The 23,360-nt window shown below is 64.7% G+C and carries 30 protein-coding genes and 1 tRNA gene; 7 read left to right on the top strand and 24 right to left on the bottom strand.

Features of this window, described 5'->3' with window-relative positions; translation table 11 throughout:
* Positions 1-5: 5 nt before the first annotated feature.
* The 6 genes from C3Y92_RS10750 (at position 6) to C3Y92_RS10725 (ending at position 3,455) form a co-directional block, all read left to right on the top strand.
* A tRNA-Leu gene (locus C3Y92_RS10750) sits at positions 6-92 on the top strand.
* A 164-nt stretch (positions 93-256) separates the two neighbouring features.
* Positions 257-1,099, top strand: a complete 843-nt coding sequence (locus C3Y92_RS10745; protein WP_235669458.1) for an alpha/beta fold hydrolase — start codon at positions 257-259, stop codon at positions 1,097-1,099.
* A 124-nt stretch (positions 1,100-1,223) separates the two neighbouring features.
* On the top strand, positions 1,224-1,910 hold the full coding sequence (locus C3Y92_RS10740; RefSeq protein WP_015860868.1) for a DUF554 domain-containing protein: 687 nt from the start codon (positions 1,224-1,226) through the stop codon (positions 1,908-1,910).
* 60 nt (positions 1,911-1,970) lie between these two features.
* Complete coding sequence (locus C3Y92_RS10735) at positions 1,971-2,324, top strand: hydrogenase maturation nickel metallochaperone HypA/HybF (RefSeq protein ID WP_129352388.1); 354 nt, start codon at positions 1,971-1,973, stop codon at positions 2,322-2,324.
* A 12-nt stretch (positions 2,325-2,336) separates the two neighbouring features.
* Positions 2,337-2,999, top strand: coding sequence for a hydrogenase nickel incorporation protein HypB (gene hypB / locus C3Y92_RS10730; protein WP_129352386.1), 663 nt, complete (start codon positions 2,337-2,339; stop codon positions 2,997-2,999).
* Positions 3,000-3,053: 54 nt separating this feature from the next.
* Positions 3,054-3,455, top strand: coding sequence for a GNAT family N-acetyltransferase (locus C3Y92_RS10725; RefSeq protein ID WP_235669457.1), 402 nt, complete (start codon positions 3,054-3,056; stop codon positions 3,453-3,455).
* A 146-nt stretch (positions 3,456-3,601) separates the two neighbouring features.
* Here C3Y92_RS10725 and C3Y92_RS10720 read toward each other — a convergent pair whose 3' ends face one another.
* From C3Y92_RS10720 to C3Y92_RS10650, 15 genes are all read right to left on the bottom strand, one after another.
* Positions 3,602-4,591, bottom strand: coding sequence for a hypothetical protein (locus tag C3Y92_RS10720; RefSeq protein WP_129352384.1), 990 nt, complete (start codon positions 4,589-4,591; stop codon positions 3,602-3,604).
* 11 nt (positions 4,592-4,602) lie between these two features.
* Positions 4,603-4,881: a YgdI/YgdR family lipoprotein gene (locus tag C3Y92_RS10715; RefSeq protein WP_129352382.1), complete on the bottom strand. Its 279-nt coding sequence runs from the start codon at positions 4,879-4,881 to the stop codon at positions 4,603-4,605.
* Between the two features lie 30 nt (positions 4,882-4,911).
* Positions 4,912-5,169, bottom strand: a complete 258-nt coding sequence (locus C3Y92_RS10710; RefSeq protein ID WP_129352380.1) for a SemiSWEET family sugar transporter — start codon at positions 5,167-5,169, stop codon at positions 4,912-4,914.
* 9 nt (positions 5,170-5,178) lie between these two features.
* Positions 5,179-5,775 (bottom strand): hypothetical protein, encoded by a 597-nt coding sequence (locus C3Y92_RS10705; protein WP_235669456.1) that lies wholly within the window; start codon positions 5,773-5,775, stop codon positions 5,179-5,181.
* A 107-nt stretch (positions 5,776-5,882) separates the two neighbouring features.
* Positions 5,883-6,431, bottom strand: coding sequence for a tetratricopeptide repeat protein (locus C3Y92_RS10700; protein ID WP_129352378.1), 549 nt, complete (start codon positions 6,429-6,431; stop codon positions 5,883-5,885).
* Positions 6,432-6,483: 52 nt separating this feature from the next.
* Entirely contained in the window at positions 6,484-7,473 is a 990-nt protein-coding gene (gene ilvC, locus C3Y92_RS10695) for a ketol-acid reductoisomerase (RefSeq protein ID WP_129352376.1), read from the bottom strand.
* Positions 7,474-7,540: 67 nt separating this feature from the next.
* Positions 7,541-8,023, bottom strand: a complete 483-nt coding sequence (gene ilvN, locus C3Y92_RS10690) for an acetolactate synthase small subunit (RefSeq protein ID WP_015860858.1) — start codon at positions 8,021-8,023, stop codon at positions 7,541-7,543.
* Positions 8,024-8,035: 12 nt separating this feature from the next.
* On the bottom strand, positions 8,036-9,724 hold the full coding sequence (gene ilvB, locus C3Y92_RS10685; RefSeq protein ID WP_129352374.1) for a biosynthetic-type acetolactate synthase large subunit: 1,689 nt from the start codon (positions 9,722-9,724) through the stop codon (positions 8,036-8,038).
* 1 nt (position 9,725) lies between these two features.
* On the bottom strand, positions 9,726-9,959 hold the full coding sequence (locus C3Y92_RS10680; protein WP_006918316.1) for a DUF465 domain-containing protein: 234 nt from the start codon (positions 9,957-9,959) through the stop codon (positions 9,726-9,728).
* Between the two features lie 24 nt (positions 9,960-9,983).
* On the bottom strand, positions 9,984-10,352 hold the full coding sequence (locus C3Y92_RS10675; RefSeq protein WP_129352372.1) for a DUF167 domain-containing protein: 369 nt from the start codon (positions 10,350-10,352) through the stop codon (positions 9,984-9,986).
* A gap of 2 nt (positions 10,353-10,354) precedes the next feature.
* Positions 10,355-10,996 (bottom strand): DivIVA domain-containing protein, encoded by a 642-nt coding sequence (locus C3Y92_RS10670; protein WP_129352370.1) that lies wholly within the window; start codon positions 10,994-10,996, stop codon positions 10,355-10,357.
* Between the two features lie 90 nt (positions 10,997-11,086).
* The gene (locus C3Y92_RS10665; protein ID WP_129352368.1) at positions 11,087-11,398 is read right to left on the bottom strand and encodes a YggT family protein; all 312 of its coding nucleotides are present in this window, start codon (positions 11,396-11,398) and stop codon (positions 11,087-11,089) included.
* Between the two features lie 174 nt (positions 11,399-11,572).
* Positions 11,573-12,238 carry an HAD family hydrolase gene (locus tag C3Y92_RS10660; RefSeq protein WP_129352366.1) on the bottom strand — a complete coding sequence of 222 codons (666 nt, stop codon included), beginning with the start codon at positions 12,236-12,238 and terminating at the stop codon, positions 11,573-11,575.
* 21 nt (positions 12,239-12,259) lie between these two features.
* Complete coding sequence (locus tag C3Y92_RS10655; RefSeq protein WP_165352105.1) at positions 12,260-13,105, bottom strand: hypothetical protein; 846 nt, start codon at positions 13,103-13,105, stop codon at positions 12,260-12,262.
* Entirely contained in the window at positions 13,098-13,502 is a 405-nt protein-coding gene (locus C3Y92_RS10650; RefSeq protein ID WP_129352362.1) for a hypothetical protein, read from the bottom strand. Before C3Y92_RS10650 ends, C3Y92_RS10655 begins: the two co-directional genes overlap by 8 nt.
* An 87-nt stretch (positions 13,503-13,589) precedes the next feature.
* On the opposite strand from C3Y92_RS10650, the gene C3Y92_RS10645 reads away from it, so the two are divergent.
* The gene (locus C3Y92_RS10645) at positions 13,590-13,787 is read left to right on the top strand and encodes a twin-arginine translocase TatA/TatE family subunit (RefSeq protein WP_015860850.1); all 198 of its coding nucleotides are present in this window, start codon (positions 13,590-13,592) and stop codon (positions 13,785-13,787) included.
* A gap of 235 nt (positions 13,788-14,022) precedes the next feature.
* Here C3Y92_RS10645 and C3Y92_RS10640 read toward each other — a convergent pair whose 3' ends face one another.
* From C3Y92_RS10640 to trxB, 9 genes are all read right to left on the bottom strand, one after another.
* Complete coding sequence (locus tag C3Y92_RS10640; RefSeq protein ID WP_235669455.1) at positions 14,023-15,189, bottom strand: N-acetylmuramoyl-L-alanine amidase; 1,167 nt, start codon at positions 15,187-15,189, stop codon at positions 14,023-14,025.
* Positions 15,189-16,115: a tRNA (adenosine(37)-N6)-dimethylallyltransferase MiaA gene (miaA, locus tag C3Y92_RS10635; RefSeq protein ID WP_129352358.1), complete on the bottom strand. Its 927-nt coding sequence runs from the start codon at positions 16,113-16,115 to the stop codon at positions 15,189-15,191. The genes C3Y92_RS10640 and miaA overlap by 1 nt, the downstream gene beginning before the upstream one ends.
* Entirely contained in the window at positions 16,106-16,630 is a 525-nt protein-coding gene (coaD, locus tag C3Y92_RS10630) for a pantetheine-phosphate adenylyltransferase (protein WP_129352356.1), read from the bottom strand. Before coaD ends, miaA begins: the two co-directional genes overlap by 10 nt.
* Positions 16,576-17,178 (bottom strand): 16S rRNA (guanine(966)-N(2))-methyltransferase RsmD, encoded by a 603-nt coding sequence (gene rsmD / locus C3Y92_RS10625; protein ID WP_129352354.1) that lies wholly within the window; start codon positions 17,176-17,178, stop codon positions 16,576-16,578. Before rsmD ends, coaD begins: the two co-directional genes overlap by 55 nt.
* Before the next feature lie 217 nt (positions 17,179-17,395).
* Positions 17,396-18,448, bottom strand: coding sequence for an acyltransferase family protein (locus C3Y92_RS10620; protein ID WP_129352352.1), 1,053 nt, complete (start codon positions 18,446-18,448; stop codon positions 17,396-17,398).
* A gap of 14 nt (positions 18,449-18,462) precedes the next feature.
* Positions 18,463-20,508 (bottom strand): elongation factor G, encoded by a 2,046-nt coding sequence (gene fusA / locus C3Y92_RS10615; RefSeq protein WP_129352350.1) that lies wholly within the window; start codon positions 20,506-20,508, stop codon positions 18,463-18,465.
* Positions 20,505-21,404: a hypothetical protein gene (locus C3Y92_RS10610; RefSeq protein WP_235669454.1), complete on the bottom strand. Its 900-nt coding sequence runs from the start codon at positions 21,402-21,404 to the stop codon at positions 20,505-20,507. Before C3Y92_RS10610 ends, fusA begins: the two co-directional genes overlap by 4 nt.
* Positions 21,405-21,498: 94 nt before the next feature.
* Positions 21,499-22,236: an outer membrane protein assembly factor BamD gene (locus tag C3Y92_RS10605; protein WP_129352348.1), complete on the bottom strand. Its 738-nt coding sequence runs from the start codon at positions 22,234-22,236 to the stop codon at positions 21,499-21,501.
* Between the two features lie 191 nt (positions 22,237-22,427).
* Complete coding sequence (gene trxB, locus C3Y92_RS10600; RefSeq protein ID WP_015860841.1) at positions 22,428-23,357, bottom strand: thioredoxin-disulfide reductase; 930 nt, start codon at positions 23,355-23,357, stop codon at positions 22,428-22,430.
* Positions 23,358-23,360 lie beyond the last annotated feature (3 nt).

Genomic DNA, 23,360 nt, shown 5'->3' with positions numbered 1-23,360 from the left:
TTCATGCCGGGATGGCGGAATTGGTAGACGCAGTGGACTCAAAATCCACCGGCCGCAAGGTCTTGCGAGTTCGAGTCTCGCTCCCGGTACCATAAACAGTCAGGCCTTCAGGGTAACCCCTTGAGGGCCTTTTTGTTTGATCGGCCGAAATTCCATGACAACCCCGATCCTCCGCCGTCGACGTGGATCGCTTGGAGGCGGAGGCAAAGCCTGCATCCGTGGATGTTCATGGTTACTTAGGCCATTGGAGAATCATATGATGCGCCGTTTTAGGCTCGCTGTAGTAGCCTTGTGTTTGCCGTTCCTGTTGATCCTGGCCCTGGGAATTGTCGCCTCGGCCTCCTGGGCCGGAGACATCGCGCCTAAAGGGAAAAAGGTCGCCGTGGATGCCCAGGGACATGACATTTACCAGGTCGACGCCAATGGCATCAGGATTGGATACAAGTTGATCGGCTCCGGCGACCCCTTGCTGTTGCTGACCGGCCTTGGCTGCACCATGGAACGGTGGATGCCGGAATTCATCGAAGCGGCAAGCCAGAAGCATCAACTGATCATCATGGATAACCGAGGAATGGGGTACACGACCGACAATGAGCAGCCATTTTCTTACGAGCTATTCGCCAAGGACGCCCTTGGTCTGTTGGATGCCCTCGGCGTTCAAAAAGTCGATGTGCTTGGCTATTCCCAGTCCAGCGTCACCACGCAGACCTTGCTGCTCGACTCGCCGCAACGCATCAACAAGGCTGTGATCCACGCCACGTCAACCGACGGAAAAGCCGTGACCGCTTTTTTTGAACATGCGGATCTGCCTGAGAATTCCACGATCAAGAAACAACTCCAGGCCGCTATGCACTGGAAAACGCCCTTGGAAAAGATGCCGCTCATTCAAAACCCGGTCATGCTGCTGGTCGGAACGGAAGACAAGGTTGTCGGTACGCAAAGCTCGACAATCCTGGCCGGCCTGATCCCTGGCGCATGGCTGGTCCAGTTCAAGAACGGCACCCACCACCTGCAGTTTGAAGCACCCGCCGCCTTTGCCCAAATAGTATTGACCTTCTTGTCCATGGACGAAACGATCCCAGCCAAGCCCCATCCCTGACACAACGCCTGCTTGAGGCATCCGCCCCTGCCTGTTTCCGTGTTCCGTCGGGCGTCTTCACTCTTGTGCCCCGCCGCCCGACCTGATAGCCCCTTTTCCCCGGCCACGGGCAAAAGGAGCCGCCATGATCCCTATCGGTCCTCTCGTTAACGGCGCGGCCATCATCGTCGGCGCGCTGCTCGGCCTCACGCTGCACGGCCGGTTCCCCGACCGCATCCGCACCATTATGTTCCATGCTCTCGGGCTTTCCGTCTTCGCCATCGGCGTCAAGATGGCCATGGCCATGACCTCGCCCATCCTGCTGGTCGTCTCCATGCTCGTCGGCGCGGTCGTCGGCGAAGCCATCGACATCGAACGCCAGTTCGCCCGGGCCGGCGACAAGATCAAAACCCTGCTGCGCTCGGACAACGCCCTTTTCACCGATGGCCTGGTCACCGCCTCGGTCATTTTCTGCTCCGGCACCATGGCCGTGCTCGGTTCCTTTGACGAAGCCCTGCGCGGCGACCATACTTTGCTGTTCACCAAATCCATTCTCGACGGCTGCATCGCCATGATCCTGGCCACCACCTACGGCGCCGGCGTGGCCCTGTCGTTTTTGCCCGTGGCCGCCTACGAATCCGCCATGACCGTCACCGCCGGCGCGGCCCAGGACTTCTTCACCCCGGCCCGCCTCACCCAGCTCTCGGCCGTGGGCGGGCTGCTCATCGTCGGCATCGGCATCAACATGCTGGGAATTTTGAAAATCAAGGTCTTCAACCTGTTGCCGGCCATGTTCCTGGCCGCCGCCCTGGCCCCCTTTTTCGTCGATTAGCCGCCCAACCGCCCGGGATTCCTTTACGCGGTTGCCCTTTTGGCGTAATGGGGACCGGCCATGCACGAACTCTCCATCGCCCAAAGTCTGCTGGCCCTCATCGAAGATGAGATGGCCAAGCACGGCAAGGAAAAGCTCATTACCGTCAAGGTCCGCCACGGCCGCCTGTCCTCGGTGGTGCCCGAAGCCCTGTCCATGGCCTTCGAAGTCCTGACCGCCGACACGCGGCTAGCTGACGCGGCCCTGGTCATGGAAGAAACCCCCGTGCTGCTGCGCTGCCGCGATTGCGGCCGGGAATTCACCCCCGATCCGCCCACCGCCGCCTTCGCCCCCTGTCCGGGCTGCGGCCAGGAGCTTGGGCATACGGTGGTGTCCGGGCGCGAACTATACATCGAATACCTCGAACTCGAATAGCGGAGACCGGCCATGCAGATTCCTGTGGTGCGCAACATACTCGAAGCCAACGCCAATGAGGCGTCCGAACTCAAAGGCTTCTTCGCCCAAAAGGGCATCCTGGTGCTTAATCTCATGAGTTCGCCCGGCGCGGGCAAAACCACCATTCTGGAACGCACGCTGACTGATCTGCGCAATGAACTGCGCATGGCTGTCATTGAAGGCGATCTGCAAACCGACAACGACGCCCGCCGCGTGGCCGCCACCGGCGCCCAGGCCGTGCAGATCAACACCGAAGGCGGCTGCCACCTGACCGCCTCCCAGATCCGCGCCGCCCTTGCCAGCCTCGACCTCGACGGCCTGGACATCCTGTTCATTGAAAACGTCGGCAACTTGGTCTGCCCGGCCGAGTTCGACGTGGGCGAGGATTTCAAGGTGACCTTGCTCAGCGTCACCGAAGGCGACGACAAACCCGAGAAATATCCGCTGATGTTCCATATTTCGGCAGCCACGTTGCTTAATAAGATCGACCTGCTGCCCTACGTGGACTTCAACTTGGAAAACGCCTCCCGCCATGCCCGGACGCTCAACGCCGACATCAGCCTGTTCCCGGTCTCGGCCCGCACCGGAGAGGGCATGGCCGCCTGGTACGACTGGCTGCGAGCCCGCCGCGCGGCCAAGACAAAACTCGCCTAGTCGGGGAAACAGACGGCTCGTTGCCCAAGATTTTCGCGCCAACAGAGGCTCGGCGTGTGCGGGATCAAATACTGCAGCGATCTGGCCTCGGAGCGCCAGACTACCGCATTGGCCGGCCTGCCCGGACGCGACGGTGAGCCTGGCGGCGGCCTGTGGCTGGCCTGGGTCAATGGCCTGCCGGCCGGCTGCGTGGGGCTTCGGCCCCTGGAAGACGGCGTGTGCGAAATGAAGCGGCTCTACGTCCGCCCCGACCACGCCGGCCACGGTCTGGGTCGAGGCCTGGCCGAAGCGGCCTTGGCCGGCGCGAGGGAACGCGGTTACCGCATCATGCGCCTGGACACCCTCACGTCCATGACCGCGGCCAACGCCCTCTACAGCAAGTTCGGCTTTGCGCAGATCGCCCCGTACTGCGACAATCCTTTTGAGGACGCCCGGCACTACGAGCTCACGCTCTAGCCCCCCGCTTCCCACTGTTCCTCAAGAGTGGGCGACTGTTTGTCGGCGACGCAGGCTTGCAAGCGGCGCGCGGACGCTCGCCAAGCCCTTGTCCCGCCGGCAAGCCCTTCCGTTTTTTCAGCCGAGGCCCAGCCGTGTCTCCACCGCTACCAGCGCCGGCAAAGCGCCTCGCGCCACGGTTCGGCCACAAGCCAAGACAGCCCTTCCCCAACCCTCTCCACCGGCACACGCTGGCCGGCCAGCTCCACATCGCGCATAAACGCCAGACGCAAAGGTTTGGCCTGACCGCCCGCGTCGCCGGCAAAGGCGTTCTCCGGGGCCAGCCGCAGCCACTCCCGACCGGGGCGGTCCGAGGCCCAGACCGCTTCCGGCAAAAAGACCGTGCGCGATAAGCGCGGCCCAAGCGCCACGAAAAGCGCCGCGTTGATGGCCGGAAAGGGTTCCTTGTACAGCCGGCGACCAGCCGAGGGCAGGGTCTCGTTGGCCAGACAGGCCACGGGACCTTCCGGCAGGGCGGCATAGGTCTCTGGCCGGGTGGCGTCGGCCCGGCGCACCCGCCCGACGCCAAGGCGCGAAAGCAAACCGTCGGCCCGGGCCGCCACCTGGGGCTGCACCTCGAAACCCATCAGCGTCGGCGCGGCTACGCCATGCCGACGGGCCAGCAGGTACGCGCCCAGCAGCAAAATGCCCGTGCCCGCGCCGCAGTCGAGACCGAGAAAACCACCGGAGACGTCGGGGTCGGCGGCCAGAAGCGCGGTGAGCAAGTGCACGGTCTTGGGCAGGTCAAGGAGCATCTGCAAGGCAAAGCCGTGATGCAAAAGGAACCGGCGTAGCGCATGTTGTCCGGCAAGCAGGGCCGACCCGCCCCGACGGCGCACAAAACGGCCGGCCAGCTCGGTCAGGTCGGCCAGGGAGACGTCCTCGCCCAATCGTTCGGGATGGACGTAGGCATGGGCGTATTGGAGGACAAGGCTAGCCAGAAGCGCCGGATGGGCCGGGGTATCCGGCCGGCCCAGGGCCTCGACAAGGGCAGGCAACGTGCCAGGGACCAGCAGTTCCGGGGCGATCACCGGCCCGGGCGGCGGCTGGCGCTCCAGCAGGCGCAGCGCCAGTGCGGGCAGATCGTCGCCAACCATCCGCTTTTCCGCTAGAAGTAATAGAGGTTGTCGTAACAGGTGTAGGTGTCGGTCAAGCCATTTTGATAACAGATTTGGGCGCTGGAGTCGATGCGGTAGACCTGGTCCATGGGAATGACCTGGCGCTTGCCGTTGATCCACATGTAGTAAACGCCCCGTTCAGCGTCCATGACCAAGGGCGGCGAAGCGTAGAACGTCTTATGGTCCATGGTTTCGACTTGATAGGTGTGAGCGCAGCCAAACGACACGGCGGCCAGCACGAGGCAAAAAAGAAGCGTCAGGCGGCGCATGGCGTCCTCCGGGCCGCGATCATCGCGGCATTATTTGTATCGCAGCGCCATGACGAGCATGGCGCCCACCAATCCAAGGGTTACCGCGTTAGCTGCTATCACGGGCCAGGAACCGATGTCGATGCCATGCAACAGCCACAGCACGGTTCCGGTGCACATGAGCACGTACATGCCGGTCGAAATGTCGGCCGCCGAACGGCGTCGCAGGGTCTTGACCACTTGAGGCGCGAAAGCCAGCGTGGTGCACAAACCGGCGAGATACCCCACCCATTCGAACGATCCGGCCATGGCGGCGTCCTATTTCTTCACCGACTGCCGGGTTTCGCCGGCTGCCGCCGGCTCGAAGGTCGGAGCGGCGGTGCGGAAATAGGCGGCCATGGCTTCAATGTCGCGGAAGGCTTGACCCAGTTGCACGGCAATGGGCAGGTCGGAAACATTTTTTTCCACCAGCCGCATCCACTGCAGCTCCTTGTCGAGCTTGCCGCCAACGGTCACCAGCCCTGTCTTGATCATGCCGCCTAGCTGATGGACCGCCGAGGAACAGCCGGGATCGAGCATGTCATAGACATAGACCATGTCGCCGGCGTTTAAAATGAGCTCCCAGCAAGCCGAAAGCGAGGCGCGAAGGGCCAGGACGTCCTTTAAGCGGTCATCGTTGCCGTCCTTGGCCAGGGAGGCGTAGTAGTCCGTGACTTTGAGCAAATGATCATAGATGCGGGCGCTTTGGCTGGCGTAATAGGCGTTAAATGCCTTGGTGTCGGCCTTGGCGGCGCAAAAGGCCTGGGGCGCGGTCAGAAACAGCGTCGCCAGGACCGCCGCGACGACGATGAAGAACCGGGACCGGGATTGACAATGAGCCGCATGGCCGCACCGGCCGGCGGGTGAGCCAGTCAAAAAAATCCGGCCTGCTGCACATGCAACCGAAACAAGGGACCTGGGAGTATGGAGGTCACGCACGATGCTGCTCGTGTTTGCCGGAGAGTCCGCGCTGGCAGCAGACGTCAATTGCCAACAGCCGCGTCCAGCGGGGCCAGGGCGGCTTTGGCCTGCATCCCGGTGATCTGAGCGGCGCTTAAGCGCTTGGCAGCGGTGTCGCGAAGTTTGACGGCCCGGTCGCGGACCCGGTCCGGCAGGGTCGAGGAAGCGGCGGCCAGGGAGGCGTAATAATAGGCCAATTCCTCATTGACCGGCACGCCGGCATAACCCCGGTTGTAGACGTCGGCCAGGACGAAGCGGGCGTAAGCAAAGCCGGCGTCCGAGGATTTGGTCAGCCAGTGGAGCCCCAGGCGGTAATCCTGGGCCACATGACGACCGTTCAAGTAAGCGATGCCGACGTCGCACTGGGCTTTGGGATCGCCGTTCTCAGCCCGTTCCATCTGGCCGGGAATCGGGTCGGCGGCAAGTTCAAGGGGATTGTCCTGGAAATCGGCGGTCGCGGCCGCCAGGGACGGACAGGCAGGGGCGGCCCAAAGCAGGGCAAGCAGGGTCAGGACGCCCCATAGTCGCAGGCCGCGACGGCCCGGTCGGGAAGTCCCACGGGAATTGGGCATGGCGTCTCCTTGAAAAAGCGGCCGACCCCGGCGGGGCCGGCCGCTCGTGAAGCTACTTCTTGAGCCAGCTCATCATGCCGCGCAGCTTGGCCCCGACCTTCTCGATGGGGTGCTCGGCGTTGATGCGGCGCATGGACAGGAAGTGGGCCCGACCGGACATGTTCTCCATGATGAAGTCGCGGGCGAAGGTGCCGTCCTGGATTTCCTTGAGGATCTGGCGCATCTCGGCCCGGGTCTCGTCGGTGACGACCCGGGGGCCGCTGACGTAGTCGCCGTACTCGGCGGTGTCGCTGATGGAATAGCGCATGCGCGACAGGCCGCCCTCGTACATGAGGTCCACGATGAGCTTGAGCTCATGCAGGCACTCGAAGTAGGCGATCTCGGGCTGGTAGCCGGCCTCGCACAGGGTCTCGAAACCGGCCTTGACCAGCTCGGCCGCGCCGCCACACAGGACGGCCTGCTCGCCGAACAGGTCGGTCTCGGTCTCTTCCTTGAAGGTGGTGGTCAACACGCCGCCGCGCGTGCCGCCCACGCCCTTGGCGTAAGCCAGACCGGTCTCCATGGCCTTGCCGGTGGCGTTCTGGTGGATGGCGATGAGGCAGGGAACGCCGGCCCCTTCGGTGTAGACCCGGCGCACCAGATGGCCCGGGCCCTTGGGCGCGACCATGGCCACGTCCACGTCGGCCGGGGGCACGATCTGCTGGAAGTGGATGTTAAATCCATGGGCGAAAAGCAGCATCTTGCCGGGCTTGAGATTGGGCAGGACGTCCTTTTCGTAGACGGCCTTCTGGTGCTGGTCCGGGACCAGGATCATGATCAGGTCGGCGGCGGCGGCGGCTTCGGCGGCGCTCATGGGGGTGAAGCCGTTTTCCTTGGCGAGCTCCCAGTTGGGGCCGCCGGGGCGCTGGCCGATGACTACCTTGACGCCGGAATCCCGCAGGTTCTGGGCATGGGCATGGCCCTGGCTGCCGTAGCCGATGATGGCCACGGTCTTGTCAGCCAAGAGGGAAAGGTCGGCGTCCTGGTCGTAATAGATTTTCATCCTTGCTCCTTTCTCGTGCCGCTTGGGGCACGCTCGATTTCCAATTCGGACGGGGCGCGTCAGTGCCCTACTCCTGCATCCCGCGCTTCATGGCCACGGCCCCGGTGCGGGCGACTTCCTTGATGCCGATGCGTTGCAGGAGATTTATAAGCGCCGTGAGCTTTTCCTGGTTGCCGGTGACTTCGAGCACCAGTTCGTCCGGGCTCACGTCCACCACCTTGCAGCGGAAGATGTCCACGATGCGCAATACCTCGACGCGCTTTTGGCCTTCGGCGTCCACCCGCAGCAGCATCATTTCGCGCTGCACGGACTTGACCTCGGTGAGGTCCACGACCTTGAGGGTGGTGACGAGCTTGCGCAGCTGCTTGACAATCTGTTCGATGATGGCCTCATCGCCGGTGGTGGTGATGGTCATCATGGACAGCCCCTCGGTCAGGGTGGGGGCGACGTTTAAGGTTTCGATGTTGTAGCCCCGGCCGCTGAACAGGCCGGCCACCCTGGCAAGCACCCCGGGTTCGTTCTCGACGAGGATGGATAAGATGTGGCGCATGGGGGTGCTCTCCTAGACGAGGATCATCTCGGTTATGGACTTGCCGGCCGGCACCATGGGAGCCACGTTCTCCTCGCGGTCCACCACCACGTCCACGATGACCGGACGCGGCAGGGCGAAGGCCTCGGCCAGGGTGGACTCAACCTTGGCCGGGTCGGTGACCCTAAATCCGGCCGCGCCGTAGGCCTCGGCCAGCTTGACGAAGTCCGGGGCCACGTCCAGGCAGGTGGCGCAGTAGTTTTTCTTGTAGAAAAGTTCCTGCCACTGCCGGACCATACCGAGATAACCGTTGTTTAAAATGACGATCTTGACCGGCAGATCGTAGCACACGGCCGTGGCCAGCTCCTGGATGCACATCTGGATGGAGCCGTCGCCGGCCACGTCGATGACGAGCCTGTCCGGAAAGGCCATCTGGGCGCCGATGGCCGCCGGGAAACCGAAGCCCATGGTGCCAAGGCCCCCGGAGCTGATAAACGACCGGGGCCGGGTGAAGGCGTAGAACTGGGCCGCCCACATCTGGTTCTGGCCCACTTCCGTGGTGATGACGGCCTCGCCCTTGGTCAGCTTGGAAATGGTCTCCACCACGAACTGGGGCTTGATGGTGGTCGCGTCCTGGGCGTAGCTCAGGGGCTTTTCAACTTTCCAGTCCGATACCTTGGTGATCCAGGCCTCATGGGGCGCGGCAGGCTCGGTCGCCAGGGCCGGCTCCAAGATGTCGCGCAGGGCGGTTAAAAAGCTTTTGCAGTCGGCCACCACCGGAATGTGCACGGCCACATTTTTCTGGATGGAGGTGGGGTCGATGTCGATGTGGACGATCTTGGCGTTTTTGGCGAACTCGCTGATCTTGCCGGTGACCCGGTCGTCGAAGCGGCTGCCGATGGCCAGGATCAGGTCAGCGTGGCTGATGGCCATGTTGGCGGCATAGGTGCCGTGCATCCCGAGCATCCCGAGCCAGCGCGGATCGTCGGCCGGAAAGCAGCCCAGGGCCATGAGCGTGGCCGTGACCGGAATGTCCAGGGCACGAGCCAGCCAAGCTAGATCGTCGCTGGCTTCGGAGGCGATGACCCCGCCGCCGGCGTAGATGATGGGCTTTTTGGCCTTGCGCAACACTTCCGCCACCTTGGCCACCTGCTTGGGGTTGGGAGCGTAGGTGGGGTTGTAGCTGCGCATCTTGATGGTCTTGGGGTACTTGTATTCCGTAAGCTGGGTCTGCACGTCCTTGGGCAGATCAATGAGCACCGGTCCCGGCCGGCCAGTGGAAGCAAGGTAGAAGGCCTCCTTGATGACCCGGGCCAGATCGCGCACGTCCTTGACCAGATAATTGTGCTTGGTGCAGGAGCGCGTGATGCCGACGATGTCGACTTCCTGGAAAGCGTCGTTGCCGATAAGCGGCGTCGGCACCTGTCCGGTGATGATGACGACCGGCACCGAGTCCATGTAGGCCGTCGCGATGCCGGTCACGGTATTGGTGGCTCCGGGGCCCGAGGTCACCAGGCATACGCCTACCTTGCCCGTGGCCCGGGCATAGCCGTCGGCCGCGTGGATGGCGCCCTGTTCGTGGCGCACCAGCACGTGGCGCAGGGGGTAGTGCGGCAACTGGTCGTAAATGTCGATGACCGCACCGCCCGGAAAGCCGAACACGACTTCCACGCCTTCACGGCGCAGGGATTCCAGGAGGATCTGGGCCCCGGTAAGTTCCATGCTATTGGACCTCCGCCTTACGGTACTTGGCCAAAAGCGCTTCGATGCGAGTCTTGCCGGAGAGCTTCTTCTTCTTGATCTCCTTCAGTTCCGTCTCTTCCGCCGGAGTCAGATACGGCTTGGACTCCATCTTCTCCAGAATCTTTTCAAACGCGACATGCTCTTCATAGAGGCTCTTGAGTTCCGGGTCCGCTTCACCGTACTTGGCGACGAGATCCAGATCGCGTTGATCCATGGCACAGACTCCTTGTTGACGGTTCTAGTCGCATCCCGTCCCGGCCGCCCTGGGCCAGTCGGGCTCGGACTCTGTCTCGATACGTAAGGTCTTTTTCCGGGATTTCTCGCCGGAAACAATGCGCACCTGCCGGGGTTTGAGGCCCAGGCAGCGCGCCACGAAATCGGTCAAGGCGGCGTTGGCCTGCCCTTCCACGGCCTTGGCCCGCAGCCGCACCCGCAGCCGGTCTTCGGCCAAACCGGCCAGGGCGTCCTTGGCCCCCCCGGGGGTCACGGCCACCCGCAACGTCCAGGCCCCGTCGCCGGCCGGCGCGACGAACACCGGGCGCTCGCCGTCGCCGACAACAGGCCCGGCCGCCGGGGAAATACGTTGGGCAGAAGCTTGGCGGGCCATGCCTAGCCCTCCTGCCCCGGCCGCGACAGGGATACGGCCGCCTCGCCGCCCAGAAATACGCCGCTCACGGTCGCTCCAAGATCGCTTTCGACCGTCCGGGCCTTTCCGACCGGCTCGCCCTGGGTATCGCCCACGGCCGCTGGCTGGTCGATTTCGGCCATCCGGCCCATTCCTCTGGTCGCGTCCCGGGACGCCTCCCCGGCCGCCTCGGCGTCCAGCAAGGCCAAAGCCGCCGTCAGCATATCGCGAAACCGGCCGGCCATGTCCGCCTTGCGGGCCGCCAGGGCCTCGATCTCGCCGGCCAGGGCGTCGGCCTGGCCGCGCGCTGAGGCCACGATGGCGGCCGCCTCGCCCTTGGCTGCCTCGACGATGCGACGGGCTTCTTCGCGGGCCTTGCCCTTGAGTTCCTCCACGATGCACTGGGTGGTGAGCAAGGTGTCGCGAAGCGTCGCTTCCCGGGCGCGATACTCGGCGATTTCCCGGGCAAGGCCGTCGTTGGCCCGGGTAAGCGCCATCTTTTCCTCGGCCAAACGGCCGATGGACTCCGCCGCCTCGGCCACGAGGCGGTCCACTTCGTCGCGGCGGTAGCCGACGATGCTGTGGGAAAACGTGCGGTCGAGCAGGTCGATCTTGTCCAAGGTCACGGCTTAGGCTTCCGGCCCGGCGGCGGCGTCAAGAGCCGCTCCGCAGCGGTTTGCAGCACACTCCGGGGCAGCCGTCGCCACCCAGGCCCCCTACATGCGCCCCATCCCCATGCCGCCAAGGCGCATGAGGGTGGGCACAAGGAACCATTGTAAGAACTGCAGCCCCAGAATCACCACGATGGGCGAAAGATCGATGCCGCCGATGGTGAGAAACGGCAGCCAGCGCCGGACGCGGTAGAAGACCGGATCGGTGACGGCGCGCAGGAAGCGGACCACGGGATTGTACGGATCGGGGCGCACCCAGGAGAGCAGCGCGGCAATGAGGATGATCCAGAAATAGAGGCTAAAGACAATATCAAGCACCCTGGCCAGGGCGACAAAGAAATAGCCAATGATATCCATACGAATTCCTTTCCAACGCGTATCAAAAACAGACGCGCTTTACCTGAAAAATGGCACAGCGCCGGCCATTAATCAAGACAAATCCGGTTCCTTGCCAAGGCCGCCCGCCGGAGGCGTCCGATAAAACCAGCGCAGGTCCTGGCAAACTGCGGCCAGGGTATTGTCCGCTGGCGGCTATTTCGCCGTCAAGCCGGCCAGACAGACACGCAGGCTGTCGAAATCCGACAGGTGCATGGCCGCGGCCAGTCCGGGATTCTTATACGACCAAAAGGCAATGCCGGCGGCGGCGGCTGAACGCTCGTCCAGGGCCGAATCCCCGATGTAGGCCACCGCGTCCTTGGGGAACTGCCAGTCGGCCAGGATGCGGTGGACGCCCTCAGGGTCGGGCTTGGGCCGCTTGAGTGCTCCGGCGGCAATGACCGGCGAAAAGAACCGGTCGATCTCGAAGTGGGCCAAGAGCAGTTCCACCGTGTTCGTCCGGTTGGTGTGCACGGCCATGCGCACGCCAAGGCCGTCCAGGGTTTCGAGCAGCTCGACCAGTCCATCCTCCAGGAAAATATACGGAAAGATGTCCCGGTAATCGAGATTGCGCCGGACTTCCTCGGCTTCTTCCCGGCGCTCGGCCGGAATGATGCGGTCCAGGCACTCGCCCACGGCGTGCATGTGGACGTAGTCCTCTTCCTCGGGGGTGATGGGCAACATGCCGATGCCCTCGCGGATGAGGTTATAATACATGCGGTTGGCGTCACGGGAATCGACCAGCACGCCGTCGCAGTCGAAGATGACGCCGGAAAGCCGGGCCAGGAATTCGGGTGGGGCAGCGGGGTTGCAAACGTACATCGGGCGGCCTTCTTCTCCGTCTTAAGGTTTGACGGCCACGACCAGCCGCGTCGCGTCGAGCCACGGGGCCTCAGGGTCGGGCCGGGTCCGGCCGGCCAACCGGTAACCGGCCGGGCGGGCCGCGATCAGCGGCGCATCGGGAGCGCCGCCGGGGAACAAGGCCGGAAACGCTTCGGGGGCGATGTCGTCAAAGCCGAGATCAGCGTCCTGGAGTGCCGCGGCGATTTCGGGATCATCAATGAAAATCCCGGTCTCCACCGGGGCAATGGCCCAAAACGGCGACAGCAACTGTCGCCAGGGCGGGCGGAATTCGTCGGCCAGGGTCGCCGGAGTGGGCAGGCCGCCGTCGCTGGAAAAGGCCGCCGCCAGCACCATGGCCGTGTCGTCATCGTCGTCGCCGTCTTCAATGCCAAGGCTCTCGGCCAGATCTTTGCGGAAGTCCTCGTCCAGGGAACCGGCCTCGGCCAGCTCCAGCACGCTGTGCTCGATCATGGCGGCCAGACACAAGGCCAGCTGAGCCTGCTTGGCCCGGCGCAGGGCCACCCGGCCCGGATTGAGCTGGTCTTCCAAGGCCTCGCGCACGGCAAAGGAGGTTTCGCTGAAGAAATGCCCTCCGCCCGCTCCGGCCAGCAGCGCAAGATCCTTGGGATTTCTCGTCTCGCGGCGCAGGCGGTCGAATTCGCGCAAAAATCCCGCCAGTTCTTCCTGGGAAAGCGGCAGGTCGGCGGGACGCAGCAACTCCGGGGCGCCAGGCTCGCCCAGGCCGGGATCAAGAAAACGCACGCCCGGCGCGCCGTCAATGGACACGGCCGGAGTCAAACACGGAAAATGCAGCAACATCACGGCATTGCCGGAAGCGTCAGTCATGAAAACCATCCTTTGGCGCGACACCCCGCGCCCAACCTTCCAGGTAGCGCGGACAGCGCCCCGGACACAGGGGAAAGGCGAGCAAGCACAAATCGCCCATCACATGGGCGCAATCCGGGAAGGAAGTCGTATCACCGGGCAGGTAATCCTGACAATTCCCTTCTTTGGCCAAGGTGGCCGGAAAACGGCTCTCCCAAAGGGCTTGGGCCTGCTCATCGGGCAGACCCATGACGTCGGCGCGCAGCACGAAGTCGTCAAAGGCCCGGCACAGCCGGTTGAGCACAGCGCAACGATGGTTCTCGTGCAGGCCCGGGTTGAGGTGCTCTTCGTAAAGACAGCGCTCTGCCCGGCAATGGGGGCAACCCTGGCCCGACAACCGGCTTATTCGCGCCGTCATGACGGAATGTCCATAAAACCGTGCCTTCCTTGACCTGCCCCAAGGCCGCGTGTATAGCCACGGCCAATCCACCCGCGGAGGCGCAGCATGTTTGGAATCGGATTTCCGGAGCTTATCATCATCCTGGTCATCGTGCTCATCATTTTCGGAGCCAACAAGCTTCCCGAGATCGGCGCCGGCATGGGCAAGGCCATCAAGAATTTCAAAAAGGCCACCAACGAGCCTGACGAAATCGACGTGACCCCGGGCAAGCCCAAGGACGACTCCACTGACCACAAAGCCTAGAGCAACATCCCCCCCGCCGTCAAAGCCCCGAGGAGCCGTCTCCCCGGGGCTTTTTTGCGTGCATAATTTTAAGATGCCTCCGGCGGCCGGGGGCCTGAGGCCCCCGGACCCCCCAATTGGTTTGCGGTCTGCGCCGTTTTCCCGCCTGTCCTTCTTGTTTGGGGGCGCGTTTTCCCCTTGAGGCGGAGCCTCAAGGGGAAAACGCGCCCCCAGGCAGGGAGGGTCCGGGAGGGGGTTACCCCCTCCCGGCCGCCGGAGGCATCTCCACTCCCCGCAGCGCTGCCAGCAGGGCGTCGGCCAGAGCCTGGGCCAGGGCTTGGCGCTTGTCGGGGCTGCCCAGGGCGGCGGCGGCGTCAGCGTTGGAGAGAAAGCCGGTTTCCAGGAAAATGCCTGGCGCGTCGGCTTCTTCCAGCAGTTCGAGGGGGGCTGAACCGGCGGCGCGCGGCGGGAGCGGCGAGGCGGCGGGGATGGCGCGAATGAGGGCGCGGGCCAGTTCCCGGCCCCGTTCAAACCGGGCCTGTCCCACGGCATCATTGGCGGCGGACAGGAAAAGCCCTTCTCCACCTCGGGATTTCCAGGACGCGCCGGGTCCGTAGGCGGCGTTTTCGACCCGGGCGACCAGGGCGGCCAGGGCGTCGGAAGGTTCGCGGCCGTAGCCGTAGGCCACGACGCCCATGGCCGCCGGATCGCTCACCCGGGCGGCATGGAGCGAAACGAGCAGATCCGCGCCGTAGAAACCGGCCAGTCCAGCCCTGGCCCAGCCGGGCAGGGACACGTCGGCGGTGCGGGTGAGGTGGATGACCACCTCGTTTCTGGCCGGGGCCAGCGCCCGGGCCATACGCAAGGCCAGATCCAGCGCCAGGTCAGCTTCACGCAGACCGCCGACGGCCGCGCCCGCGTCCAGGCCGCCGTGGCCGGCATCGACCAACACGCGCCACGGCCCTTGTCGGGAAGATTTCCCTGCGCCCTTGGCCAAGGCTTCGCGTTCGGCTTTGGCGTCCTGGGCCAACTTGGAAGGCCGGGTCCGGGAAGACGACGTTTCGCGGCCCGATCCGCCCTTGACGGCGGGCATGGGAAACTGGCTGATGGTGTCGGCGAGCAAACGCGACAGCGTGTCTTCGGGATTGAGCCGCACGGCTAGGGTGAAATGGGTAAGCGCCGTCCGGGCGTCGCCTTGCTGGAAATAGGCCCGGCCTAACAGTGCCTGAACCCGGTCATTGCGCGGATCCTTGGACTGGGCTTCGTGGAGCAGGATCAGGGCCTTGGCCACATTGCCGCCGGTGAGTTCAGCCTGCCCTTCTCCGGCCAGCTCGTCGGCCGAGGCCGCCAACAGGACGGATGGGCGAAGCCAGGCCAAGCCGCCGGCTGCGGCCAAAAACGACAGGACGCGCCGCCGGTCCATCAGGCCTCGCCCTCCAAACGCTTCCCGACCAGTTCCAGCAGACCGACCTCGTCGCCCGGGCCAAACCAGACGATGTCCGGTTCCTTGCGAAACCAGGTTCTTTGCCGCTTGGCATAGGCACGGGTGTTGGTCAGCCAGTCGGCCTTGGCCCGGCCCAGGCCGCAGCTGCCGGAAAGGTAAGCCGCCAGCTCCGGCCCGCCGATGCCGCTTAAACCCGGGGCGTCCGGCGGATAGCGGTCCAGGGCGGCGCGCACTTCCTCGAGGGCGCCGCCGGCGGCCATGGCCTCGATGCGCCGGGCCAGCCGAGGCCCCAGTTCCTCCAGGGGTAGGGTCAGCCCAAGGTGTATGACGTCATAGTCCGGGGCGTCGGGGTCGCCTTGGCGGTGCCAATCGGAAAAGCTGCGGCCGGTTGCGGCCTCGACCTCCAGAGCGCGGGTGACGCGCTGGCGGTCGGCCGGGGCGATCTTGGCCGCGTAGTCGGGATCGCGCTCGGCCAGCCGGGCGTGCATCGCGGCCGGCCCCAGCCGGCACCAGTCGTCGGCGACGGCGGCGCGCACCTCGGCCGGCACGGGCGGGATGGGGGCCAGCCCGCCGAGGATGGCCCTAAAATAGAGGCCTGTGCCGCCGACAAACAGCGGCAGCCGGCCGCGCCCGGCAATGGACGCGGCGCAGGCCCTGGCCCGCACGGCGAAATCGCCGGCCGCCACGGGCTGATCCAGCGGCGTATCGCCGTAGAGGTGGTGCGGACAGACGGCGCGCTCCTCGTCATTAGGCTGAGCGGTCAGCACCGGCAGGCCCTGGTAAACTTGGCGCGAATCCACATTTATCACTTCGCCGCCAAAAGCCCGGGCCAGGGCGATGGCCGCGGCGGTCTTGCCCGTGCCCGTGGCTCCGGCCAGACAGACAACCCGGGTCTTCACGCGCACGCGCCCCCCCCGCCCCCGTTTGCCGGGCCGAAGCGTTCGAGCATCCGCTCGCGCACATGGTCCGGCACCATGCCCCGGATGTCGCCGCCGTGCTTGGCCACTTCCTTGACAATGGTGGAGCTGATGTAAAGCCACTTGTAGTCGGTCATGATAAAAACCGTCTCAATAGTGCGGTCGAGCTTGCGGTTCATGAGCGCCATCTGGAACTCGAACTCGAAATCGGACACCGCCCGCATCCCGCGCAGGATGACGTTGGCTTCCCGTGCCTTGACGTAGTTGACGAGCAGGCCCTTGAAGCCTTCCACCAGCACCCGGCGGTCGTTGGCGAAGACCTGCTCGGCAATGGCCACCCGTTCGTCCAGGGTGAAAAGCGGCGTCTTGTGGGAATCGCCGGCCACGGCCACGATGACCGTGCCGAAGATCATGGCCGCCCGGCGCACCAGGGAGACGTGGCCGTTTGTCAGGGGATCGAAGGTTCCGGGGTAGACGGCGATGCAGGATTTTTGGGAGTCCATAAGATGATCCTCGTTTGTCCGTAGGTCCGGTCGGTCAGGCAGTCAAAGACGGGCGGCACGGCGGCCTCGGGCAGGTCGAGCCCGGCTTCGATCTCGGCCACGACGACGCCGCCTGGAGCGATAAGGTTCAGGGCGGCGATCTTGGCCAGGGTCGGCGGCAGCAGGTCCTGGCCGTAGGGCGGATCGATGGCGATGAGATCAAAGTAGCCGCCGGACAGGCGGCCCAGGGCCTTGACCACGTCGGCCTCGACGACCTGGGCCACGTCCGGCCCAAGGCCCAGGCCGCGCAGGTTCTCTTTAAGCACCTTGGCCACGGCAGGGCTGCGTTCAATGAAAACGGCCTTGCCCGCGCCGCGCGACAGGGCTTCGATGCCCACGCTCCCGGCCCCGGCATAGCAGTCGAGCACGCGCGCCCCGTGAAAGAGCGCGCCCCGGGCGGCGAGCATGGAAAACAGCGCTTCCCGCACCCGGCCCGTGGCCGGTCGCAGGCCCGGAGAGTCGATGACCTTGATGACGCGGCCGCCCAGGCGACCGCCGATGATGCGCATGGCGCTTCCTTGTCGTCGTCTTGTGCTGCGTCCGAAAAAGGCAAGTTGCATTTCGAAACGACAACAGGCTTGACGGAGTATTGTTATTCGAAAAATTGGGCGCATTCCTGGCCAGGGCCAGCCGGGCCGAAACCCGTTGCCAGGCAAGTGCCCGCGACTTCGTCAACGACCAAAAGGTTCTCACCCAACCCTGCCGCGCAGGAGACGGCAAGGCCCGCTATCTCGCGCCCGTAGCCACGGCGTAAACCCGGGGGGCAAAGCGTTCGAGGAGCCGGGCCAGACCATGACAAAGGGCGTAGGTCAGGGCGGTAAGCAGGAGCATGTAGGCGATGCCGACCGCCGTGTCCGAAGGTTTGAAGACAAACCGCGTGCCGTAGATGAGATACGACAACACCGGTTCATGGGTCAGGTACACGAAAAAAGAGGTCGCGGCCAGCCGACGCAGCATCCCGGCGTCGCGAAGGGGCGGCCAGGCCGAAACAAGCCAAACGGTCAGCACACCAAGGATCATGCTGTTGCGGTAAAGAATGTGGTAATAGGACTGGCAGCCGTAGAGGCACTCATAGGTCGCCGTCACGGCCATGAGGGCCAGATAGCCAAGACCGACCGGCCAGGCGAAACGGGCCAGGCCGTCGAGATCGGCCCGAGTCCGGGCCAGGACGCAGCCGCCGTAGAAAAAGACCAGTCCGCTCAGCTCAATGGGAATGCGGCCCTGGGGCAAAAACATCCAGGCCGCCCAGCAGGCGACAAGGCCGGTCAGAGGCATTTCCTTGGAAAAGACGTAAAACACCGGGGCCAGCAGGAAATAGACGTAGAGATCACGCAAAAACCACAGCGTGTAGACCACGGGATAGCGGTAGATGCCAATGAGGAGTTTCAGGTAGCCGTCGGCGTCGATGGCATGAAAATCGCCGATGTAGGGCACCTTGTTGAAGACCTTGATGAGGATCAGGGTGATGGCGTTGAAGATGAGAAAGGGCACGAGGATGCTCTTGGTCTTCTTGACGATCATGCGGCCGTAGGAGGCGGCGTCGGGCTTGTAGGTCAAAAAGAAGAGGTAGCCGGAGACGGCGAAAAAAAGCGGCACGGCCAGGCGAAAGACGTTATGCGGAAAAATGGCCAGATAGACGTTCAGGGCTTCCGGCATGGCGCTGTAATAGGCCTGCAAGCCCTTTTCGGCATGGATGCCGATGACGAAGACGACAAGGAGGGTGCGCAAGACGTCGAAACGCTTGGACGCCTCCGGCGAAACCAGGCTGCGCGTGGACATGTGTTCCTGTACGACTACCCGAGCAGGTCGAATTTGAGAAAACGCATGGACATGCCGGCCCGGCCCTGGGTAGCCGAGCGCAGGTCCGTGGAGAAGCCGAACATCCGGCGCAGCGGGGCCAGGGCCGTGACGGTCTTGTGCCCGCCCCGGTCGGCCATGTTCTCAATCTTGGCCCCCTTGGAGCCGAGAAGGCCGGCCACGTCGCCGATAAAGGCGTCGGGCACGCCGATCTCCAGTTCCATGATGGGCTCAAGCAAGGCCGGCCTGGCGGCGGCCAGGGCGTTTTTGAGCGCCTGGGCGGCGGCCATGCGGCAACCAATGTCCGTGGTCTTGCCCTCGACCGGAAAGACGCCCGTCACCCGCACCCGCACGTCCTGGACCGGATGGCCGCCCAGGGGACCGCTTTGCAGGCCGTCTTCGAGGCCTTCGGCCATGGCCGCGCTCCAGGCCGGCGGATAGGCCAGGCGGTCGATCTCGAAGGAAATTTCCCGGCCGGCTCCCCGGGGCAGCGGCGATACAACCACGGTCACCCGGCCGTGGTGAGTTCGGTCGCCCAGTTCGCGGTCGAACACGCCCTCCCCGGCCGCCTCGGCCACGACGGTCTCCTGATAGACCACCTGCGGCTTGCCGGCACGCGGCGAAACGCCGTATTCCCGCCTGGCCCGCTCCAGCACCACGTCGAGATGGAGTTCGCCCATGCCCGAAAGAATCATCTGGCCGGTGTCCGGGTCGTGGGCCACAGTCAAGGTCGGGTCTTCCTCGGCCAGCTTGTCGAGGACTTCCTTGAGCTTGTCGGTCTCCTCGGTGTTCTTGGGCTCCAGGGCCAGGCTGATGACCGGCTTGTAGCCGCCGATGGCTTCCAACAGGATGGGGCTGCCCTTGTCGCACAAGGTGTCGCCCGTGGCCGCCCGGCGCAGGCCGGCGATGGCCACGATCTCGCCGGGGCCGGCCGTCTCGGCCTTTTCGCGGTGGCCGGCGTGGAGATGAAAGAGTCTGGCCGGCCGCTCAATCTCGCCGCGCGTGGCGTTCCAGACGTCCTTGCCGGCCTCCAGGCGGCCGGAATAGACGCGTACGAACACCTGCCGCCGGCCGGTCTCCATGCTGACCTTGAAGGCCAGGGCGGCCAGAGGCGCGTCAGCCTCGGGCGGATAAACAATCTCGGACTTGGAAGCGGGATCGACGCCGCGCGCTCCACCTCGGTCCAAGGGACTGGGCAGATAGGCCAAAATACCGTCGAGGACCGGCTGGACGCCAATGTTTTTGAGAGCCGAGGCAGCGAAAACCGGCGTGACCTTGTGCTCCAGGGTCCCTAGGCGCAGGGCGGCCTCGATAGTAGCGGCGGCCACGGCTTCGCCGCCGAGATAGGCATCCATGAGCGCCTCGTCGTATTCGCAGGCCGCTTCCACCAGCCGCTCGCGCCAGGGCGCGGCATAGGCAGCTTCGTCGTCGGTCAGCAGCCGGCGCGAGACTTCCTCGCCGTCGCCGGAAAAACGGACATGCTCCATGGCGGCCAAATCAATGATGGCCGACAGCTCCGGTCCCTGGCCCAGGGGAATGGTCACGGCCACGGGATTGGCGCGCAGCTTTTCGCGCATGGCGGCCAGGGCCGCCTCGAAATCGGCCCCGGGCCGGTCGAGCTTGTTGACCACGGCGATCTTGGGCACACCGTAGGTCACGGACTGCCGCCAGACCGTCTCGGACTGGGGCTCCACGCCGGAGACGGCGCAAAAAACGCCCACCGCGCCGTCGAGCACCCGTAGCGAGCGCTCCACCTCAATGGTGAAATCGACATGGCCAGGAGTGTCGATAATGTTGATCTGGTGGTCTTTCCAGGCGCAGGTAGTGCAGGCCGAGGTGATGGTGATGCCGCGTTCCTGTTCCTCGGGCATGAAATCCATGGTGGCGGTGCCGTCGTGGACCTCGCCCATGCGGTGGATACGGCCGGAAAAATAGAGGATGCGCTCGGTGAGCGTGGTCTTGCCGGCGTCAATGTGGGCGATGATGCCGATGTTGCGCAAGCTGGCCAGGCGGTTTTTTTTCGCCCCTTTCTTCGAGCTCATGCGTCCTCCGGGCCGGGTGTCGGAGCATAGGCCGCGCGGTTGGGATCAACGACGGCGGCGAAGCGTTGCCGGCGAAAGGCTTGGGGCGGCAAGTGCGGCCATTGCCAGAAGCCCTCCCGCCCCGGCCCCAGACACAGCGGCGCGTCGGCCGACAGGGACAGGGCGTTGCCTGCCGCGACGTAAACGGCGTCGTAGCCGGCCTGACCGGCTTGGGCAAGGCCCCCCTGCCCCGCCTGCCAGCCGGGCAGTTCGGGACAGTGCGCATCATGGCTATAAAACGTGCAATCCGGATGGGCAAAGGACAGGGCTGCAGCGTCGAAACCGGGGCCGAACACGCCGGCTTTGCCGGCCACGGCGGCCCGACGGACGTCGAGGCCGGGCGATATTCCGGCCGGCAGGATCAGCTCGCCAAGAAGGACCACGACGCCCCGCCCCTTGGCCGGAAGCTCGGCCAGGAGGCCGGCCCAGTCGCGGCGGGAGATCCGGGCGGCCGTTTCCACGCCGCACAGCTCCAGGGTGGTGATTAGCGGTTTGGGCCAGGCCGCGCCCACCCGCACGGCGGCCACGTCGGGCACGCGGGCGCACAGGGCGGCCGTGACCACGGCGGACAAGCGGGCCGGAGACAAGAAATCCCGGCCGCAGGCCACGAGCACGTAATCCAGGGGGACATCGAGAGAAGCCGCAAGCAGGTCATGGCCCAGCGCGTCGCAACGCTGCCTGGAGGCCGGCAGGGGGCCGCCCATGGCCGCGTACATGGCGGCCAGGCCGGTCTTGATCCAGGCGCGCTCCCGGTCAGGCGTGCGGGCGTAGGCGGCGGCAAAGGCCGCGTCGGCCAGGCGGCCGCGTTCCAAGGCTTCGGGCCAACGGCCCATGGGCAAGGACATCAACGCGTTCATGAAGTCCCCGCGCGGCAAACGCAAACGGGGCGGCCAGCCGCCCCGTTTTGCCGCCGTATGGCCCCGGAAGTAAAAAGCTTCCGGAGATCGATGGTTACAACCAGCGCTTGGCCCAGTGTCGCCAGCTGCCTTCAATGGCCTGGCGTTCGTTTTCGGTCAGGGTCTTTTGGTATTCAAGGTAGGACAGCTCGGCCCGCAGCTTGGCGTATTCGAGCACTTCCTCAAGATCCTTGTAGTTCTCCACCGTGTACATATAGCGCTTCCAGGCCGCGCCGTACTGGCTGGTGCGCCAGTAGAAGTCTGCCACGAAGAGCTCATGCTCGGCCATGCGCTTCTTGCAGCGGCGGATGTAGTCGGCCGCTTCCTTGCCGTACTCGGTATCCGGGAAGGTCTGCTCCAAGAGGTAGAAATACTGGATGGCTTCCTGGAGATTGCTTTGCGGCATGTCGATGGATTCGGAGCGCTTGAAGTTAGAGACTCCGACCTGGTAAAGCACGTAGGGAATCTCTTCGCTTCGTGGATGGACCGACTCGAATTCCTTATAGGTTTCAGCGGCCATGCCGTAATCTTCGGTGAGGAAGTAGGCGTCGCCCAGGGCAACCGTGCCCATGGGCGTGTACGGGCTAAACGGATAGCGGTCCTTCAATTTCATGAAGTAATTGATGGCCCCATAGTAATCCTTGTCAGCCATGGACTGCCGTCCAGCCTCATAGAGTTCCTGGGCGGTATCCTCGGGCGGCGGCAGGAAATAGTAGTCGATCATGCCGGCGCAGCCGCCAAGGAACAGGAGCAGAAAGCCCAAGGGCAGGAAACGGCGCAACATCACATTCATGGTATATTCCCGGTATGGCCCGGTCCTGGCCGGGCGCCATGCGGCGGTCGGGTTCCTTTGGAAGGCGTCAGCGGAACCCGGCGTCTCGATGCGCGTCCTCTTACCAAATGGCCCCAAGGGGCACAACGCAAAAAATGCCGGACCCGTCGGCCGTCCGCCTGGGCGGCGCGGTCGCACGGGTCCGGAGACGATCAGTCTTGCGGAAACCGCGTACTGATATAGGCGTAAGCGGCGTGGGCGGCCACGGCCCCGTCGCCCACGGCGGTGGCCACCTGGCGGCAGGACTTGGACCGGATGTCGCCGGCGGCGTAGATGCCTTCGATGCTGGTGCGCATCTCGTCATCGGCCAGGATGAATCCCTGGTCGTCGCGGGTAAGCCCCGGCGGATAGAAATCCCCCTGAGGCTCGAAGCCGACGAACACGAATACGCCGTCCACGGGGATGGTGCGGCAATCGCCGGATTTGACGTCGCGGACCTCAATGCCGGTGACGGCGTCGCCGCCGGAGATGGAGCACACGACCGTGGAACGCAGCACCTCGATGACCGGATGGGTGAAGCAGCGATCCTGGAAGCACTTCTGGCCGCGAAAATCGTCGCGGCGATGGATCAGGTAGAGCTTTTTCACGAGCCGGGCCAGATAGAGCGATTCCTCCAGGGCCGAGTTGCCGCCGCCGATGACGGCCACGGTCTGGTTCCTGAAGAAATTGCCGTCGCACAGGGCGCAGTAGGACACGCCCCGGCCGGCCAGTTCGCGCTCGCCGGGGATGCCGACGCGCTTGTAGCGCGCGCCGGTGCACAGCACCACGGCCTTGGCCTCGACCACCTCGCCGCCCACGCGGATGCGATGCAGTCCGCCCTCGGACTCGATGGCCGTGACCTCGTCATTGATGCGCTCGACGGCATAATGCCCCAGGTGGGCGGCCATGGCGTCGGCCAGCTTCCAGCCCTCGATGCCATCCGGGAAGCCCGGATAGTTCTCAATCAGATGCGTCATGAGCATCTGGCCGCCCGGCGAGAGCTTTTCGATCATGGCAACGGACACGTCGGACCGGGCCAGATACAGGGCGGCCGTGATGCCGGCCGGGCCGCCCCCGATCACGACGGCGTCGAATCGTTTCATGGA

The organism is Solidesulfovibrio carbinolicus, assembly GCF_004135975.1.
Classification (GTDB): Bacteria; Desulfobacterota; Desulfovibrionia; order Desulfovibrionales; family Desulfovibrionaceae; genus Solidesulfovibrio; species Solidesulfovibrio carbinolicus.
The sequence above is the reverse complement of the archived record's forward strand: the minus strand, read 5'-3'. Positions and strand labels throughout refer to the sequence as shown.

What these genes read in the sequence shown, in the direction of transcription:
- C3Y92_RS10640 (WP_235669455.1), bottom strand. Translation starts at nt 15,189, where the DNA reads ATGGACCGGCGGCGCGTCCTGTCGTTTTTGGCCGCAGCCGGCGGCTTG.
- C3Y92_RS10665 (WP_129352368.1), bottom strand. Translation starts at nt 11,398, where the DNA reads ATGGATATCATTGGCTATTTCTTTGTCGCCCTGGCCAGGGTGCTTGAT.
- ilvC (WP_129352376.1), bottom strand. Translation starts at nt 7,473, where the DNA reads ATGAAAATCTATTACGACCAGGACGCCGACCTTTCCCTCTTGGCTGAC.
- C3Y92_RS10745 (WP_235669458.1), top strand. Translation starts at nt 257, where the DNA reads ATGATGCGCCGTTTTAGGCTCGCTGTAGTAGCCTTGTGTTTGCCGTTC.
- C3Y92_RS10655 (WP_165352105.1), bottom strand. Translation starts at nt 13,105, where the DNA reads ATGACTGACGCTTCCGGCAATGCCGTGATGTTGCTGCATTTTCCGTGT.
- C3Y92_RS10740 (WP_015860868.1), top strand. Translation starts at nt 1,224, where the DNA reads ATGATCCCTATCGGTCCTCTCGTTAACGGCGCGGCCATCATCGTCGGC.
- C3Y92_RS10620 (WP_129352352.1), bottom strand. Translation starts at nt 18,448, where the DNA reads ATGTCCACGCGCAGCCTGGTTTCGCCGGAGGCGTCCAAGCGTTTCGAC.
- C3Y92_RS10735 (WP_129352388.1), top strand. Translation starts at nt 1,971, where the DNA reads ATGCACGAACTCTCCATCGCCCAAAGTCTGCTGGCCCTCATCGAAGAT.
- ilvB (WP_129352374.1), bottom strand. Translation starts at nt 9,724, where the DNA reads ATGGAACTTACCGGGGCCCAGATCCTCCTGGAATCCCTGCGCCGTGAA.
- C3Y92_RS10645 (WP_015860850.1), top strand. Translation starts at nt 13,590, where the DNA reads ATGTTTGGAATCGGATTTCCGGAGCTTATCATCATCCTGGTCATCGTG.
- C3Y92_RS10715 (WP_129352382.1), bottom strand. Translation starts at nt 4,881, where the DNA reads ATGCGCCGCCTGACGCTTCTTTTTTGCCTCGTGCTGGCCGCCGTGTCG.
- C3Y92_RS10675 (WP_129352372.1), bottom strand. Translation starts at nt 10,352, where the DNA reads ATGGCCCGCCAAGCTTCTGCCCAACGTATTTCCCCGGCGGCCGGGCCT.
- C3Y92_RS10605 (WP_129352348.1), bottom strand. Translation starts at nt 22,236, where the DNA reads ATGAATGTGATGTTGCGCCGTTTCCTGCCCTTGGGCTTTCTGCTCCTG.
- C3Y92_RS10610 (WP_235669454.1), bottom strand. Translation starts at nt 21,404, where the DNA reads ATGAACGCGTTGATGTCCTTGCCCATGGGCCGTTGGCCCGAAGCCTTG.
- coaD (WP_129352356.1), bottom strand. Translation starts at nt 16,630, where the DNA reads ATGGACTCCCAAAAATCCTGCATCGCCGTCTACCCCGGAACCTTCGAT.
- C3Y92_RS10720 (WP_129352384.1), bottom strand. Translation starts at nt 4,591, where the DNA reads ATGGTTGGCGACGATCTGCCCGCACTGGCGCTGCGCCTGCTGGAGCGC.
- C3Y92_RS10650 (WP_129352362.1), bottom strand. Translation starts at nt 13,502, where the DNA reads ATGACGGCGCGAATAAGCCGGTTGTCGGGCCAGGGTTGCCCCCATTGC.
- hypB (WP_129352386.1), top strand. Translation starts at nt 2,337, where the DNA reads ATGCAGATTCCTGTGGTGCGCAACATACTCGAAGCCAACGCCAATGAG.
- rsmD (WP_129352354.1), bottom strand. Translation starts at nt 17,178, where the DNA reads ATGCGCATCATCGGCGGTCGCCTGGGCGGCCGCGTCATCAAGGTCATC.
- ilvN (WP_015860858.1), bottom strand. Translation starts at nt 8,023, where the DNA reads ATGCGCCACATCTTATCCATCCTCGTCGAGAACGAACCCGGGGTGCTT.
- C3Y92_RS10710 (WP_129352380.1), bottom strand. Translation starts at nt 5,169, where the DNA reads ATGGCCGGATCGTTCGAATGGGTGGGGTATCTCGCCGGTTTGTGCACC.
- C3Y92_RS10660 (WP_129352366.1), bottom strand. Translation starts at nt 12,238, where the DNA reads ATGTACGTTTGCAACCCCGCTGCCCCACCCGAATTCCTGGCCCGGCTT.
- trxB (WP_015860841.1), bottom strand. Translation starts at nt 23,357, where the DNA reads ATGAAACGATTCGACGCCGTCGTGATCGGGGGCGGCCCGGCCGGCATC.
- fusA (WP_129352350.1), bottom strand. Translation starts at nt 20,508, where the DNA reads ATGAGCTCGAAGAAAGGGGCGAAAAAAAACCGCCTGGCCAGCTTGCGC.
- C3Y92_RS10680 (WP_006918316.1), bottom strand. Translation starts at nt 9,959, where the DNA reads ATGGATCAACGCGATCTGGATCTCGTCGCCAAGTACGGTGAAGCGGAC.
- C3Y92_RS10700 (WP_129352378.1), bottom strand. Translation starts at nt 6,431, where the DNA reads ATGCCCAATTCCCGTGGGACTTCCCGACCGGGCCGTCGCGGCCTGCGA.